General features: G+C 54.1%; 8 protein-coding genes. 3 read left to right on the top strand and 5 right to left on the bottom strand.

All coding sequences use genetic code 11. The features are described from left to right. Positions 1-81: 81 nt before the first annotated feature. Positions 82-3399, bottom strand: coding sequence for a TonB-dependent receptor (locus VM554_14935; GenBank protein ID HVJ09670.1), 3318 nt, complete (start codon positions 3397-3399; stop codon positions 82-84). A gap of 254 nt (positions 3400-3653) precedes the next feature. Here VM554_14935 and VM554_14930 point away from each other — a divergent pair, with 254 nt between their 5' ends. Next, positions 3654-4748 carry a LacI family DNA-binding transcriptional regulator gene (locus VM554_14930; GenBank protein HVJ09669.1) on the top strand — a complete coding sequence of 365 codons (1095 nt, stop codon included), beginning with the start codon at positions 3654-3656 and terminating at the stop codon, positions 4746-4748. Between the two features lie 59 nt (positions 4749-4807). Here the strand turns inward: VM554_14930 and VM554_14925 are convergent, their stop codons facing one another. Continuing rightward, positions 4808-5692: an aldo/keto reductase gene (locus tag VM554_14925; GenBank protein ID HVJ09668.1), complete on the bottom strand. Its 885-nt coding sequence runs from the start codon at positions 5690-5692 to the stop codon at positions 4808-4810. A gap of 177 nt (positions 5693-5869) precedes the next feature. Here VM554_14925 and VM554_14920 point away from each other — a divergent pair, with 177 nt between their 5' ends. Beyond that, positions 5870-6178 carry an MTH1187 family thiamine-binding protein gene (locus VM554_14920; protein ID HVJ09667.1) on the top strand — a complete coding sequence of 103 codons (309 nt, stop codon included), beginning with the start codon at positions 5870-5872 and terminating at the stop codon, positions 6176-6178. 99 nt (positions 6179-6277) lie between these two features. Here the strand turns inward: VM554_14920 and VM554_14915 are convergent, their stop codons facing one another. The 3 genes from VM554_14915 to VM554_14905 all read right to left on the bottom strand — a co-directional run bounded on the left by VM554_14915 (position 6278) and on the right by VM554_14905 (position 14575). Beyond that, on the bottom strand, positions 6278-8473 hold the full coding sequence (locus tag VM554_14915; protein ID HVJ09666.1) for a hypothetical protein: 2196 nt from the start codon (positions 8471-8473) through the stop codon (positions 6278-6280). Between the two features lie 87 nt (positions 8474-8560). Beyond that, positions 8561-10861, bottom strand: a complete 2301-nt coding sequence (locus VM554_14910) for a GH92 family glycosyl hydrolase (GenBank protein HVJ09665.1) — start codon at positions 10859-10861, stop codon at positions 8561-8563. Between the two features lie 216 nt (positions 10862-11077). After that, the gene (locus VM554_14905; GenBank protein HVJ09664.1) at positions 11078-14575 is read right to left on the bottom strand and encodes a carboxypeptidase regulatory-like domain-containing protein; all 3498 of its coding nucleotides are present in this window, start codon (positions 14573-14575) and stop codon (positions 11078-11080) included. A gap of 738 nt (positions 14576-15313) precedes the next feature. Here VM554_14905 and VM554_14900 point away from each other — a divergent pair. Continuing rightward, positions 15314-16636 (top strand): hypothetical protein, encoded by a 1323-nt coding sequence (locus tag VM554_14900; protein ID HVJ09663.1) that lies wholly within the window; start codon positions 15314-15316, stop codon positions 16634-16636. Positions 16637-16671 lie beyond the last annotated feature (35 nt).

Raw genomic sequence — 16671 nt, 5'->3', positions numbered from 1 at the left:
TACACGGCCGCGTAGCAACGCTTATAGCCAGGTCTCCGATGTTTTGAGAAACACTGGCTATAAGCAAATCGCCGCAACCTGTTAGAAGCTCAGCTTACCAGCCAGTTGAACCCCACGGTTTCCGCTGGCTCCGCCACTCGACCCTGTGATATGACCGAAGTCTGAGTTTGTGACGTTGCTGCTCGGATTGCCAAACTGCGGAGTATTCGTCAGGCTGAATGTCTCCGCGCGTAGCTCCAGATTGGCCCGCTCCGTCAGAGCAAAACGCCGGGCAGCCGAAGCATCAAGATTGAACATCCCTGGGCCTACAAATGCATTATTCCCGGTGTTTCCATAGGCCGCAGTCGTCGGCTGGCTGAATACAGAGGGATCAAACCACGCACTCGTCTTACCGATGCCCTTCAGTTTGCGGAAAGGTCCGTTAATGTTGGCTACCTGCGTATTGCTTGGCGCATTCAGGCTGGCGCTGCTGGCTGTGATCGTGAAGGGAGTTCCCGTCTCGAGAGAGAGAACACCACTCATCTGCCATCCTCCAGCTATAAAGCCAGCGACTCCGTGATTCAACCAACGCTTATTCTTTCCAAATGGAAAGTCATAGATGAAGCTCTGTACGAAGGTCTGCGTCCGGTCATTGCCGAGGCGTGAATAGTTGCGGGAGAAGTCAATATAGAACGCAGTGCCGCCGACTCCACTTCCAGAGGACGTAACATAACCAAGCGCCTTCTGGTAGGTATAAGAGGTGGTCGACGAAAGCCCGTTGTCATAATGATGATCTAGTTTTACCTGGAGAGAGTTGTAGTTTGAGCTAGCCCTTTTATATATGTAGTTGGTTGCCGCAGTCCTTCCAAATAACTTATATAGCGGCTCTCCTGCTACGCCAGCACCAGCCACAAATCCAGCGTTCATGTTGTAGCCTTGCGCCTGTCCTACCCCAACGTTGGCAACATACGCGACGTCGAGCACGAACTTATAAGGCAAGCTCCGCTGCACAGCAGCATTCCACGATTGGATATATGGCTCTTTCCAGTGACGTTCCACGACGTTGTACACCTGCGACGGCGGGTTGGTGATGATGCCATTCGCTGGAATCGTAGCAATTAACGGAGCAGGAAAACCCACAGACATCGAGGCCGGGGTGCCATCCGGCTTCAGCGCTTGTGTATAACTGCTCAACGACTGGAACGCATTGTTCTGCTTGAGCGGGAAGTTGACCGCGTAGTTGTTGAGATTGTCAGGGAAGGGTTCGTAGCTGATGCCATACCCTGCCCGCAGCACGGTCTGATCGTCCACGCGATAGGCGATACCGAAGCGCGGCGCAAAGTTGGTGTAGCGAGTATCGAGCCCCAGGTTCGCCGGATTCTTCCCGATACCTGCAATGATCAGAGAGTTTGTTGTTGGATCGTAGTTTGAGTAGTCACCCGAGTGGCGCGCCGTGGGAGGCACATAAAGTTCCCACCGAATCCCATAAGTCAGCGTCAACTTTGGGCTAGCCTGCCAAGTGTCCTGCGCGTAAGTGAAGAATTGGGACTCTCTCCAGGACGCATCCTTCACGCCCACGTCGCGACCTACCTGATTGGGAATATCTAACAAGAAGCTGGCAAAGTCATTCGCTATACCTGTTTTTGGACCACCCTTCAACGCTGTTTGACCATCGCTAAAGGTAAAGACGCCTCTCGGTCCGAATACCTGCCCCTGGAATAAGTCATCGCGGATACGGCGTATATCGACTCCAAGCTTCACGCTGTGGTTTGCCGCAACGATTGTCCAGTTATTGACGACGTCCATGTTGGTTTCGCCACGCACCCAGGGATACGAGCTACCTGTTCCAACGATGGGGTTGGAGTAGCCGTTGATGGTGATGTTGGCAAGCCCACTCGTAAAGTTATCTACGTTCACCCCGGGGATACCTACCGCTGCGGACGCTTTCGTCCCATAGTCGACAGGATTGGCAACGTTTTTATAGTGGTTCGCTCCCAGACGAATTTCCGTGAGTAGCTTCGGCGAGAAGAGGTGAGTGTAGTTAATCGCAGTGTTGTATGCGCTCTGCACTCCGTGCGCATTGGAACCTCCGTTGGCAGGACCGCCAGCCATGCCAAAGATCGAGCCCTGAACCTGATTCACCCTCTGATAGCTGTAGCGATAAGAAAGGTGGTCATTGCCGCGAAGGTTATCATCCGCCTTCACGTCGAAGGAGTTTGCCTCACGGGTGTAGTGCGTGACCCCGGTGTAGTTACTGGTAAGTCCGGCTCCAGGTACGTTTGGGAGCGGAATCAACGCCAGAATATTTTTGGCAATCGGGCTGATCCTGGAGGGGTCCATGACATTCGACTGCCCCTGGTAACTAAACTGCGTACGTTTCGTTGGATCGCCATTCCCGCTTGCCGGATCATAGACTGGGGTACCAGCCGTGAAGTTTCCATTTCGGAAGTCGGCAGTTGGAACAGTCAGCGTATTGAACTGCCCCTGGTGATCGGTGACGCGCAGGAAGTCGCCAAAGATAAACAGCTTGTTGCGGATGATCGGACCCCCGATATTTCCGCCAAAGTAGTTATATGTAGTTGCCGGATTTTTCCCCTTCTGGAAATAGCTTTCTGCTGCCAAAGCGCTAATACGGTTAAATTCATAGGCTGCGCCATGGAAGGTATTTGTGCCGGATTTAAGAATGACATCGGTCACCGCTCCACCGGCACGACCGAATTCAGCCTGGTAGTTACTAGTGGAAACGTTGGCCGTCTGAATCGCTTCGCTCGGCGGAATGATGACCTGCAACAAACCAGACCGCTCGTTATCGTCGATACCTTCAATTTCTGTATTGTTGGCCAGACGCGATTGGCCGTTCACTTCCGTCGAAAGCGAAGATGCCGCATTGAAGAAGGAGGAATGCGTAAAGTGAGGGCGAGTGGCGCCAGGTACCAGGGCAATCATCCCTTGAAAGTTACGATTGGTCCCTAACGGCAGGCTCTCTGTCTGCTGGGAATCGATATCGACACTAACATCCGCGCGGTCGGTCTTGAGCGCGGGTGGTTGTTCCGTCACGGTGACGCTCTCCGTCACCGAGCCAGGCATCAGGGTAAGGTCAATGCGAACTGTACTGTTCACCACGACACTTACACCCTCGTTCACCGCACGCTTAAAGCCTTTCTGCGTCGCGGAGACCTGATATGTCCCTGGCTGGATCGCCTCAAAGTCGTAGTTACCGCTGGCGTTTGTCTGGGAGGTCTTACTGATCCCAGTGCTCGTTTCGGTGATCGTCACTGTTGCGCCGGCGATCGCAGCGTTTGTCTGGTCGGTAACGGTGCCCAGAAGATTTGCATTTACGGCCTGCCCAAACGCGAGTCCGGCAGGAAGTAGCAAGGCAGCCGTCAATAGACGGAGAATGCCCTTCACAACTTGCGCCATACTTCCTCCAAAATGTTAAGCATTGCTTTATTCAACCGCTTTAATCGTGGCGCCCATTCTTATCGCTGCCATACAGAATTGTCAACTGATATTTGCTTATCTTAAGGACAAGAGGTTTAGCTCGACGCAAAGCATGTATCCGTTGCACAATCCAAAGTACCTTGCTAGAACCGGATGATTCCGGTCGAGCGCATGCGTCTATCCAGCAGCCCCATGCGTCTTGAATGGAACAGCCATCGGATTGAGGAACCATATTGAAGAAGGCCCCCAGTACGCCAAAGGCACCCATTAGTCAAAAGGCCCTCGCTGCCTATTTGCAACTCTCGCCCAGCACGGTCTCTCTTGTTCTGAACAATGCCCCGCTGGCCGCTGCTATACCGGAACAGACAAGACTCCGAGTACTTGAAGCGGCAAAGCGCTTTGACTACCGGCCTGATCTCTATGCGAAGTATCTCTACTCCAAGCGGAGCTATACGGTGGCCGTACTGCTTCCCGAAGTCGGGCAGGGATTTTCTGCCGCTATCCTTGGCGGAATCGATGACGCTCTCGTCCGCGAGAAATTCTTCTACTTCGTGGCCAACCATCACTCTGACGAAGAGTTGATTCGCGAGTATCCCCGTCAGCTAACGCAGCGCGGCGTAGAAGGATTCATCGTGATCAACACGCCGATCCATCACCCGCTTGGCCGCCCAACCGTCTCCATTGGAAATCAGCCACTCGTCGATGGCATGGCGAGGATCATGCTGGACAATCGTCGCGGAGGATGGCTTGCCGCGGAGCATCTGATCGAGTCAGGGCACAGACAAATTGCCGTCATCAAGGGGCATGCCTGGCGACCAGCAAGCAGCGAGCGATGGCGAGGGATTTCATCCGCCGCAAAATCGCGAGGTATCACGATCGATCCACGCCTCGTCAAGCAATTGCCGTCCAAAGGAAAAGCTCACGAACCATCGACCGCGGAGGAGGGTTATTTCTGCACGCGAGAGCTACTCAATAAGAAGGTGCACTTCACGGCTCTTATTGCGTTCAACGACTTTTCGGCGATAGGCGCTATTCGCGCCTTTCACGAAGCCGGCGTCCGAGTACCCCAGGATGTTTCCGTCGTTGGCTTTGACGATATCCAGGGAGCTGCCTATCAGATTCCGGGACTCACAACCCTGCGGCAGCCGCTGAGCCACATGGGAGAATTAGCGGGCTCGCGCCTGTTGAAGATGATCTCTGGTGAGGATACGGATGCGCCAGACATGATGGTCGAGCCTGAGCTCATCATTCGTGAATCCACTCGTCCGCTCGTCCCTCCAAGGGACCTGACAATACGGAAAATGATGAATTCTCACTCGTCACTTTAAGCAGGCGTGGGCGCAAACCAGCCTAACCCAGGCTGGTTTGTTTTCACGTGGCGCCACGCTCACCGCAGACTGGCAGGCGGAGGATTCACTTTCGATAATGCAGCGAACACTTCATCCGGCAGCTTCAATCCCGCCGCAGCAACGTTTTCTTCAAGGTGCGCCACGGAGGATGTCCCCGGAATTGGCAGCATCACCTTGGAGCGGCGCAGCAGCCACACCAACGCCACCTGCATCGGACTTGCATCCAGCATCACTGCCGCCTGCTCCAATGTTTCGTTTGCCTGCCGATTTTGCCCCAGAGGAGCCCAGGGAATGAATGCAATTCCATTCTGCTCACAGTGGTTCAACAGGTAGTCCCACTCCCGGTCAGCAAAGCTGTAGCGATTCTGCACCGAGACTATGGGCACAATCTTCCGCGCGCGCTCCAGATGCTCCACCGTCACATTCGACAGCGCCACATGGCGAATCTTTCCCTCCTCACGCAGTTTAGCCAGTGTCTCAATTGACGCCTCAAAAGATACCGCTGGATCGGGTACATGGAGTTGGTAGACCTCGATTCGCTCGAGGTGCAGCCTCTTGAGGCTTCCTGCCACAGCAGCTTTCAGATGCTCCGGGCTGGCATTGTGAACCCACTGTCCTGGCCCGACACGCTCCCATCCGCCCTTCGTAGCAATCACCAGGCCTGCCGGATACGGGGCCAGTGCCTCGGCAATCAGTTCTTCTGAAACGTAGGGCCCATAGGAATCCGCTGTGTCTATGAAATTGACGCCGAGCTCTACCACGCGCCGCAGCGTGGCCAATGCTGCATTGCGATCTGCCGGAGGCCCCCAAACACCTTTGCCCGTGATCCGCATGGCGCCGTATCCCAAGCGGTTCACGGTAAGATCTCCAAGTTGGATCGTCCCTGCGGCTGCAGCTGAGATGTGTTGTGCGATTTTGCTCATGCGTAAATCTCCTCGTCGTAAATTTCCTTATGAATAGGATGGCGGAAGAGCATGAAGGAGGGCAAATCTTCTTGCAACGTGCCTGCGTATAGATGAGGCAGAAGCGCCTCTCCAGCCAACAGCCGGGCAGATTCGACAATTGTGCGCCGCCTTCTAGAATGTTCTGAGGAGGCTATTATGCTCGCCAGCTTTTCTGTAGTTCCCATGGGTGTAGGAGAAGGGGTCAAAGAAATCATCGCCGAAGTCCTGGCTATTGTTGACAGCTCCGGCCTGTCCTACGAACTGGGCCCCATGCACACTGTCATTGAAGGCGAACCCGAACAGGTGCTTGACGTGATCCTGCGTTGCCATCGACGCGTGCTCGAGCTTGCTCCACGCGTGCTCACCAATATTACGATGGACGACAGAAAACACGCGATCGGACGCCTCCGCGGAAAAGTCAAAGAGGTGGAAGAGATCCTTGGAAAACCGCTCTCCCGCCCCTGAAGACGTACCGGTGCAGAGACACAGCACACTTCCGCGAAGCAGGCGGGACCAATACCGCCATGCAGTCAGAGAATCTGCTTGTGCTGCGAACCGACGAGCTTACCGCGCAAACATAATCTCCACAGGAATGCCTTCTACCGAGTTCGCAAACCGCAGCTTGAGTATTCCGTTTGCATAGCTGTATTGATCGTGAGCTTGCAACTTGCCGCCAATCTGTACACGTTTTGGCGCTCTGGGTGTAGAGATACTTACGACAGCATTCGTGTCTGCGATTCCATCTGCTGTGAATGTTAGCTTCCCTGCACTTCGCTGCTCATCGCGGACTCTGCAAGCAGCGGCAATTACTCGTGGCTTGGAGTCATGCTTGCTGGCATCCAGATCGATGAGCAGGCTGCGGACATTGGGACCTACCGTCACGCTTGTCAACACTGGCTGCTCGGCATCGAAGAGATTGATGAAGTGCCCGCGCATGATGTAAGGCTTGGCATTCGGTACGGATTCATCAAGCCCTGCAGCGATAACATAGGGGCCGCGACGAAGTATCAGGGCGCTCGATTCCTTCCACGGAAGATTTACTGCGGCTGCCGCCTGGCGCGCCAGTTGCCGCAGTGAGTCGCCACCATCCTGCGCTCGAGTGAAGGCCGCTGGCGAATGACGCTCCGACACAACTACACCGCGGCCGACCCGATGAAGCCCCGACGCATCCGGGTCAAGCCCCAGAGTCACAAAAAGATGCTGCCGCGGTGATTTATACGAGTTAGGCGATGAATTCCACCATTCACGAACTGCATTGTAAGGATCGTCATCCTCGTCGACTACGACGAGTGCGCCGCCTTCGCGCACCCATGTTGCCAATGCTGCATGAAATTCTGACGATGGAGGCTTCTGGCCCTCGTAAGTAAGAAACAGCAACTTATAGCGGGAAAGAAATCCTGGTGCATTCGCACTCTCAATCTGCACCGGCTCAACTGGTACTCCATATTTGACCAATGGCATTGCCAGCCCATAGAAGGAGCCTAGCTGCTTGTCGGATGGAGTCGGCGCTGCCCGCTCAAACATCATGGTGTCGGAGACCAGCACTCCCATCTTCTCAGTACCTGCACTCTCCCAGTGCACATTGGACTGCTTCATGTCTCCGAGTGCGCTGATGACACTCTGAAGCTCTGTCTCGTAGGATTTCGGGATGCCCACCTTTTCGGCTGCTTGTCCGTTTGCAACTCCAGCGGCACTCTTTGCCTGATGCTTCCCGTTAAAGATGCGTTCAGGCCACGGCATGATTTCGTAGTGCCACACTTCGGGCTGCATCAGGGATGCAGTGAGCGTGCTCTCCCAGTTGATTCGATAATCCTCCCAGTCATGATTGGGGTTGTCCTCGATCGGATCATTGAGATACCACACACGGCGTCCGGAAGCACGGACAAGATTCTGCATCGCGCCATATTCAAGAAAAGCTGTTTCAAAGGTGCGCTCTTTCAACTTTCCTTGATAGTAATTCGGCTCACGAGCCGTCCCCGTCCACACCTGCGCAATGTAGCCATCGGCGCCAACATTAATCAAAGAAGATTCAGGACTAACAATGGACCAACTGGCGTAGTTGATTAGAGAGTGAGTCGGCACATAACAGCGGATGGTGCGGTCATGTTCTTTCCCATAATTTTTGGCGAACGTAAAGACCTGCTCCAAAGCCCTGCGATAAAGAAAGTACTTCAGCTTGGAGGCACGATATTGCGCGTCCGGAGAAGAGTCGGGGGAGCGCCACTCTTCCTTGTAATAATCCTTCCACTCACGCTTGAAGTTCTCTTCCCAGCCGCCTCGCGCCCAGAACTCAGGCTCCTCCAGATATACGGCGTTGGCACCGGCATCTAGCGCCCGCTTGACCCCTACGGTCAAGTACCGGCCATAGCTCTCACCCGGCGAAATGTAAGGAACCGTGACGCCATGCTGAATCAGCTTTCCGTTGCTTTGCTTCTGTGCCTGATCCCAGTGATCCATCCCGTCGAACTTACCGTTCAAGTAGTCCTGATACTCTCCCCATGCAACACCCGTCATTACCTGAAGCTTATAACCGTGCTCTCGCCAGGTATTCAGATTGATTTCCAATGAGGGGCCGATTCCATAGACCATTACGACGTCGCTGTTCAGATTGGTGCGAGGTGACCAGGGAGCATGCGTCTGAAAGCTCAACCGCTCATCGTCGATTCTCTCCTTTGTCGCAGCCACATTCTGAGCAGTCGATATGTTTGCAAGTGCCAGGGACAACACCGCCAAGCCGAGTACAAGTTTCGTCGTCTTCAAACCAACCCTTCCTTTCGCTAGCCGATATCCCGGCATTATTGGCCACCTGCCGTCCGACAGGCACAGTTAGGAACACAGCGGACGCCTTTAGCCGCGAGGGGTCGCCGTCATGGAAAAGACCAGCCTTGCTCCTTCCACGATTGCTCGATGCGAAATGCTGCTTTCGACATGAGCCTTGCCGTTCACGCTAAGACGATTGCTGTAGACATTGCCGGGCCTGCTGTTGATAGCTTCGATAATTGTCTGCTTTCCATTGCGCAGATGGATTGTTGCACGATCGAACAGAGGTGCCCCTAGAATGTACTGCGGCTTCCCTGGACAAACAGGGTAGAAACCGAGAGCACTCAGAACGTACCAGGCTCCCATGGATCCGGTATCTTCGTCTCCCGGAAAGTTATCTGGAGTGTATAGCGTGTCGAGAACTCGCCGCACCCAATACTGCGTGCGATCTTTTCGCCCAGCGACGGCAAACAGGTAGAGCACGTGATGTACAGGCTGATTGCTATGTGCATACTGTCCGAAATCGACCGCTGCCATTTCAGACATTTCGTGAATTTCCGCCCCGTAAGCGCCCACATCAAAGCGTGGAGGAAGTCGCAGCATCTCTTCCAGGTATCCGACGAATGCTTCCTTTCCCCCCATGACCTCAATCAACCCGTTGGTATCGTGTGGTACGGAAAACCGATGCTGCCATGCGCTGCCCTCCACGTATGGACTTCCCCATGCAATCGGATTGAATGGCTCCAGCCATGCTCCATCAGAGTCTTTCCCACGCATGAACCGGGTCTTGGGGTCGAATACATTGCGCCAGTTTCGCGAGCGATTCTCGAACGTCGCTGCATCTGCCTCATGCCCCGCTGCCCGTGCAACCTGCGCAATGCAGAAGTCTCCATAAGCCGAATCCAATGTTTCAACTGTTGCTTGCGATATATGATCCGCAGGGATGTAACCTGACTTCAAATAGTATTCGACGCCGCGCCGCCCATAGCCCATATCCGGGTTCCCAGGCTGCAAGGCGTGTTTTTTTAATGCGAGATAAGCAGCCTCAATGTCATATCCAGCTATGCCCTTGGCGGCTGCGTCTCCAAACGCCGCGTCGATAAGGCTTCCCGTCATGCACGCACGATAGCCGGGGCAGGGAAATTGCGGCAACCAGCCGCCCTCCTTTGCAGCATTAACCCATGCCTGGAGGATATCTCCTAAGCGTCCGGGATTCAGGATCGACATCATGGGATACCATGCGCGATAGACATCCCAGTAGCCATGATCTGCATACATAACGCCAGGCACAACTTTGCCGGTATACGGGCTGTAATGTATGGGGTTTCCGGAAGCATCCGGCTCATGGAAGATACGGGGAAACAGAAAAGCTCGATAAAGGCCCGAGTAGAACACACGCCGTTGCGACTCGGTTCCACCTTCCACTCGAACGCAGCCTAACTCCTTCTCCCATGTATCGGCTGCCGAGTCGCGCAGATCCTCAAAGGTTCTGTCGCCCAGCTCGACTGTATAGTTCCGAAGAGCCTGCTCTGCGGATATGAAGGAGCTTGCGATCTTAAAATGCACAGGGCGCCCAGCCTCTGCCTGAAAGCGAATAATACCGACTCGCCGCTTGGGCAGAGCTTTCACGTCAAATTCTGTGATGGGTCGGTCGATCTTCAAGAGGTAGTGAGTCGCGAATCCCTCGGGCACGCCTCCGCTGTTGGCCCGCGTTAAGCCTGCAACAATACCGCTTGCTCGCTCCACTCGAATTTCAGCATCATCTCCAGGCAGGTCCATCATCAGACCGGCGGGGCCCGATTCTCTAAATGTCGCACGCAGGATTGCACCGCGTTCTGTAGGGACAAACTCTATTCGGCACCCATATCTTAGTAAGTCGAGGTGTAGAACATTGGGCTTGATGACGCGATTATCTACCCTATAGGAAGACGCGCGTGCCGCAGGTATTGCAGATGGGTCACCGCTGAAAGGTAGAAAGGTGGCATAACCATAATCGCTGAGCCATGGACTAAGTTGATGTGTGCATCGAATGCCCTCTACCCTGTTGTCCGAGGTTTGAAAGAACCACGGCTCGCCGACCGACTTCGACTGCAGCGTCCAATGCGCCATCCCGAACGGCATCGCCACAATGGGCAAAGTATTTCCCCTGGAGAACAACCTGCTCGAGTTTGTTCCCTGAAGGACATTCACCAGGTCTACGAGTTTTCCGGTTGAGGTTGGATTGCCCTTAGCGTACTTTTCTTCGCTGGTATTCCCGCCGTCTAACCTTACTCTTGCCGGTTCTGCGCTTGCCGAAAGAATATCTCCGGCTATCGCAACCGTAGCCGCTCCTTTGCCTGCAACCTTAAGAAAGTCACGCCTGCTGGTTGTCTTCGAGTGGGCTTCCACGAAATATTTCCTTCTTTCTCTGCTCGTTTGGCAGATACGACACCACATTCATGTTCAGTGAAGAGTTAATCCCCGACGTCCTCGAGAGCAATACAAAACACCGCGAGAGACCACAGCGACAGTGCTTTGCAAATGGCCGCTGTGCTGCTCACCTCAGATATAAAGGCAGCAGCACAGGAGGCCAATTACCAAACCACAGCCGTTGTGCACGGCATTTTAAAAAATGAACTTCAATGCGAATTGCACTGAACGAGGCGAGTTACCCTGCGGATTGCCGATCTCGCCGAAGTTGGAATCATCGACGTTGGTATCCGGTCCGCCGTGATAGCGCCTATTGGGGAAGCTGAACGCCGACGCACGGAACTCGAACAGCTTACTCTCCGTAACGTTGATGTTCTTCATCAGGCTAATATCATCCTGCATGCCCCAGTGTCCGCGGAGTTGTGAGATATACCGTGGTGTATCGCCATAAGTTCCATACCGTATGCCGTTCGGAAGCTGAATCTTAGGGGCACGACGGAAGGCTGCTGTGTTGAGATATTTAGAGTGCTGGCTAAATCTGTTGTATAGAGGGTTCTTAAGGTTGCTGTGCGGACCGTACCCTGGCGCCCAGCTAGCACGCGAATTGCTGCTTGCACCGGCCATCCAGTCAAGTCCACCACCTATCTGCATCGGGGTGCCGGAGTTAAACCGCTCGATACCGGATACCTTCCAGCCTCCTACAACTAAGTTCAAGGGGCGGGGAATGCTTCCTAAGAATCTAGCTCCTCTTCCGAAGGGAAGATCGTAGACGTAGCTCCAACTGAGAACGTGAGTCTGGTCGTCCCTGTCAATGGACTTCTCCGCTGCCAGGTTGTAGTTATTCTGTGCAGCGCCGTCGCCACGGTTTGCGTCCTCGCCGTCCGTGTTTCCAATCAACTTGGAGAACGTGTATGCAAAGAGTGTCTGAAATCCATTGTTGTATCGATGCTCAAAGCTGGTTTCCAGAGCACTCCATCGCGAATGTCCGCCTGCTGCGCCACCAGCATTGATGTTTACGTCTGTGTACTGCGGATAAGGGCGCAGCGCCTGATTGAACCGATAGTTACTCGGAATCCAGGACGGTACGATTCCCAGCGCTTGAACTGCTGGATCGGTAACTGACTTGGATAAGAGGTCGTTTCCATACTGATATAGATACTTAGGATCAAGCTGATTCACATTTGGCTTCTTGTAGAGCAGCTTGATTCCGGCATTGCCATGGTAGCTGGTGCGGAATACGGAGTTCTTTCCAACGCCCTGCTCTATGGTGAGGTCCCATGTGCCGAAGTATGGAGTACGGCCAGCCTTATGCTGATACCAGAACACTCCCTGGCCAATCAAGATGCCTGGATCGATGTGCGGTGGCCTTTGCGTAGCCAATTGGGACTGGTAGAAGGGCGTCAGGAATCCGCCCGACGAGGTAGTGTCCACAATGGTGCTCACACCTGTAGCGAGCTCGTTGCCAGGCGCCCAATAACGACCGGCAAAGCCCATGTTGCCGTTGTCCGCATTTCCATCTTCGCGAACGGGCTGATAGAAGATGCCGCCTCCGCCGCGGACAACAGTTGAAGGTGTTGCTTGATAGGCGAAGCCAACCCTCGGCCCCCACGCATTCAGCCTGGTCTCCCCAAAGTGGTCGATGCCGCTCCTCCCCGCACCATGACCTGCGAAGACGATCGCGCCCAACCTGCCTCCAGCAGCGGGATTGGGAACGGTTGGATCGAAGTTACTGTTGTTCCGGTGGCGCTCCCCCTTAGGTATGGGGAGATCGTATCGGAGACCGATGTTAAGGGTAAGCCTACGAGTTACTTTCCAATCGTCCTGCGCGAACCATGCATAATATGGTGCAGAGAAAGCCTGGTCGGCACCCCAGTTAAATCCGGAACTGCTGGAGAGACCTAGCAGGAATGCGGCATAGTTCGATCCCTGGTTGGTAGTAGAGAACGCACCGGTAGATCCAGGCAGAGATCCGGAGTAGTTATAGGAAGTATTCGAAGTGGCAGATCCACTAAAGCCGATCGTTCCATTGCAGGAGATGCAGTCTATCCTTCGATATAGCCAGTGATAATAGTTGAATCCCATTTTTACCGAGTGGTTGCCATGGCTCCAGATCAGGGTGTCGTACAAGCTCTCGGATCTCTGGCGCGAATCGGTTAGCACCTCGTTCCCCCACTGCACGAACTCGGTTCCATATTGACTCATTTGGCCATGCTGGATGCCCTGACGTGACGCGGTTCCCGGGAACTGGACGGAGTCCCGCAAGCTGTCCGTTACACTGGATAGCCCCGGACCACCCTCAAAAATGTGGCGCTGGTCGAGCCCGAAGGTGAAGTGATTGATCAGATGTTCGGTAAAGATATGGTCTTCATTGATTCGGTAATAGCGAATCAGGCTATCCGAACCAAAGCCGCTGCTGGGGACACCCGCGACCGGCCCGATCACGGGATAGGGCGGATTGAAAGATCGGCCGAAAGAGAATCCGACCCGGTCCTTCAGATCGATATTGTAGTCGCCTTTGATCGAGAAGACATTTGATTTGTTACGGGTTTGAGCAACGGCTCGATAGTTGTTATCTCTGTCATTGCTGGTAGCTAGTTCCGGAGCCGGAAGCAGGCTCTGTAACTTATTCACAATCTGGCTTGAGATCCTGTTAGGACAGATTACGTTGTAGACGCCATTACACTGCATCGGCTGACGTTTTGTGTCATCAGTGATGAGGTTCCCCTGTGCATTGAACGGATCGAAAAGAGGGATCATGTTGCCGTTGCGATCTTTGTAGTTTCGAAAGTCACCCGAGCGAATGGCCGCCGTGGGAACCGTCACCAGGTTTGTTGGTTGAGGGTTCACCCAGTAGGCGTATTCGTATGCGCTGAAGAAGAACAGCTTGTCCTTGATAATTGGGCCGCCCAGGCTGTAGCCAGGATTATTCTGACGTTTTGCGCCCTTCTTCCGGGGAACCCAGGAGCTGGTATTTGCGTCGAAGTACTCGTTACGGAAGAAGTCGAAGACAGTTCCATGAAATTGGTTGGTACCCGACTTCAGCCCAAAGTTGACAATGCCGTTGGACAGGCGGCCGAACTCAGCAGAATAAGAAGAACTCTGGACTTTGAACTCCTGAATGGCCTCTACGCTGACACCATTCATGCCTTCATCGTTACGACGCTGGCTCATGGATTCAGCGCCATCGAGGAGAATGCTGGTTCCCTGGATCAAGCCGCCAGCGATGCGCGTACTTCCGCCCGGCGTAGCGACACCTGGGGTGAGTGCGATGAACGAGTAGGTGCTGCGCGAACCGCCACCGATGCTGAGTGGAAGGTCCATGATCAGCTTGTTGTTCATCACCTTGCCGAGGTCCATGCCCTCGCCAGAGAGAAGCGGCGGCGCATCGTTGACAATAACGGTCTCCGCAGCCGAGCCAACTGTCATACCGACATTCAGCTGCACTACTGTGTTGATACTGACCACCACATCCGTGGATTTCCACGTGCGAAACCCAGGGCTCTCCACGGTTACCGAGTAGGAACCAACAGGTAGGAAGGATAGGCTATAGTCGCCTCCCGCTCCTGACTGGGTAGTCTGTATGCGGCCAGTGCCGTTGTCTTTCAGCGTGATGCTTGCATTTGCAATCGCCAGGCCGGAAGAATCCGTCACCGTCCCAGTGATGCCGCCACGATCGCCTTGAGCGTAGGCCATGACTCCTGTAAACAGGAGCAATATACACAGAACTTTATAAATTCCTTCTATTACTCTTTTTGGCACGATTTTACGCCTCCAGTTTAGAGCCCTCAGAAGCAGACCGGCGACACGTTACCCGATGAAGATTCTCACCCCTGCGGATGGATCCTCTTTTGCGCTGCTTTGCTAACCTTCAAAGCACGCACGGGACACACGATTTCTCCGTCGTCCACTTGGTGATTAGCGAGTACTGTCTTCGGAAAAATGCGGTTTGTATAGTGAAGTAACGGTAAACCGCACAGGGGTAGGCTACTTTGAAGTCAAAACTCAAGCAGGCCAATATGCTCAAGCTCAACCTTCTCTGCATTTTTTTGCGTAAACCTTAACCTTTTTACAGTAAAATCCGTTGAACTCAGAATGACGGTACTCTGGCAGCGCGTAATCCTGACAGCATGTGGGAAAATGCCGGTGGAAAGAGAGAAGCTCAGCCTAGTTGCTAGTGGCGAGGGAGAATCTGTCTGGATGGATTTGCTAATCTCGCTCACAATAGGGACTGGCGATTCCTGAAATTTGCCGCTACTCCGTGCACTTAATATTAGTTGGATGTAGCTGATAGTATGTCCTTCGCGCCCAGAAAAGCACTAAAGGCTTAAGATATCCATTCCAGCGGCGCCCTCAGTCATCGCGCGGTTACAGATAGCTATGCTTATGTCTCCCCCACATTCGAATACAGAAATCGGCGGAGTTGATACTCCTTTGACCGCAAAGGAGAAGCTTGAGTTGGTGGATCGGGTCGTCAACAGCCCAATTTTTTCCAGATCTCCAGCGATGCGGGCCTTCCTTCTATACATCACCAAACATGCCATTGCAGAAAGATCGGAGCGGATCAAGGAGCAGAGCATCGGGTCAGAAGTGCTGGGCCGCAGGCCAAATTACGATCCAGCTGAAGACAATATCGTACGCGTGCGTGCCCATGAACTCAGGCAGCGCCTCGAAAAGTACTTTGCCACCGACGGAATCGATGAGCCCTTTATCATTACAGTACCCAAGGGGAGCTACATCCCTGAGTTTCACGCGCGCGCAGCGGCAGATTCATTGGTGGCTCCAGCTCCGATCGCAGAACCCGCAACTCCGGCCGTAGAGGTCAAGGCTGCTGAGCCGAAGCCTGAAAGACGGCTCCCCAGGTGGCTCTGGGTAACCGCGCCCGTGCTCGCCATTGTCGCTATAGCTGCCATTGCCCTACTCAGCAGGTCGGCATCCCAAGCTAAGAGGGTGATAGATGGCCCGGTGCAGAACGCCGCAATTCAAGACTTCTGGGGACAATTCTTCGCACATCCGGAGGAAGATCTGCGTGTCGTAACCGCTGACACAGGTTTTGCCCTATGGCAGGACCTTAGCGGGAAGGATTTGAACCTTGGAGATTACTTAAGCCGCAAGTATCTGGAGCTGCCGGATGACAAGATACGTGAAGTGGCGGTTCGTCGTGCCACAAGTCCGGCGGACCTGGCCATTAGTCTGCAGCTGGCAGGCTTGGCACGGGATTTCGGTGGCCGCATCAACGAGCAGTACGCAAGAGACCTTGTCGCCCGAACCTTCCAAAAGGGCAACATCGTGGTTATCGGGAGCCACCGCTCCAATCCGTGGATCGAGATCTTCGAGCCGCACCTCAATTTTGTAGTCGAACGGGATGCCACCACCGGCGCTCCTTTCTTCCGCAACAAATCGCCTCTCCCTACGGAGGCGCCTACTTACATGATTCCTGCAATGCTGGACGCCAATGGAGCGGAGCAGAAGGAGATTGAAAGTTACGGAGTGGTGTCGCTGCTCAAGGGATGCAATGGCCATGATCTGGTCGTTCTTTTGGAGGGGCTAAATATGGAGGCAACCGAGGCCGCCGGCGAAGTTGTCACAAATCCGCAGCGTCTCGGCACGATGCTTCGCAGCATCGGCCACCAGCCCGGAAAGGCTGTCGCGCCATTTGAAGCACTCATTAAGTTGACATCCATGCCCGGAGGCTACGCTAACTCTCAGGTAATCGCCTACCGGGTGGGAACCAGTGCGTCGTGTGGTACCCGGTAGATCGCAGCCGCATGCGATCCGCAGCCACTGGAGCG

This window comes from Acidisarcina sp. (assembly GCA_035539175.1).
In the GTDB taxonomy this organism is placed as follows: Bacteria; Acidobacteriota; Terriglobia; order Terriglobales; family Acidobacteriaceae; genus JANXZS01.
This window is presented reverse-complemented; position numbering and strand designations above follow the sequence as displayed.

Bases quoted from the DNA above. Each gene is read 5' to 3' on its own strand.
- VM554_14905 (HVJ09664.1), bottom strand. From the start codon at position 14,575: ATGGCCTACGCTCAAGGCGATCGTGGCGGCATCACTGGGACGGTGACG.
- VM554_14925 (HVJ09668.1), bottom strand. From the start codon at position 5,692: ATGAGCAAAATCGCACAACACATCTCAGCTGCAGCCGCAGGGACGATC.
- VM554_14920 (HVJ09667.1), top strand. From the start codon at position 5,870: ATGCTCGCCAGCTTTTCTGTAGTTCCCATGGGTGTAGGAGAAGGGGTC.
- VM554_14935 (HVJ09670.1), bottom strand. From the start codon at position 3,399: ATGGCGCAAGTTGTGAAGGGCATTCTCCGTCTATTGACGGCTGCCTTG.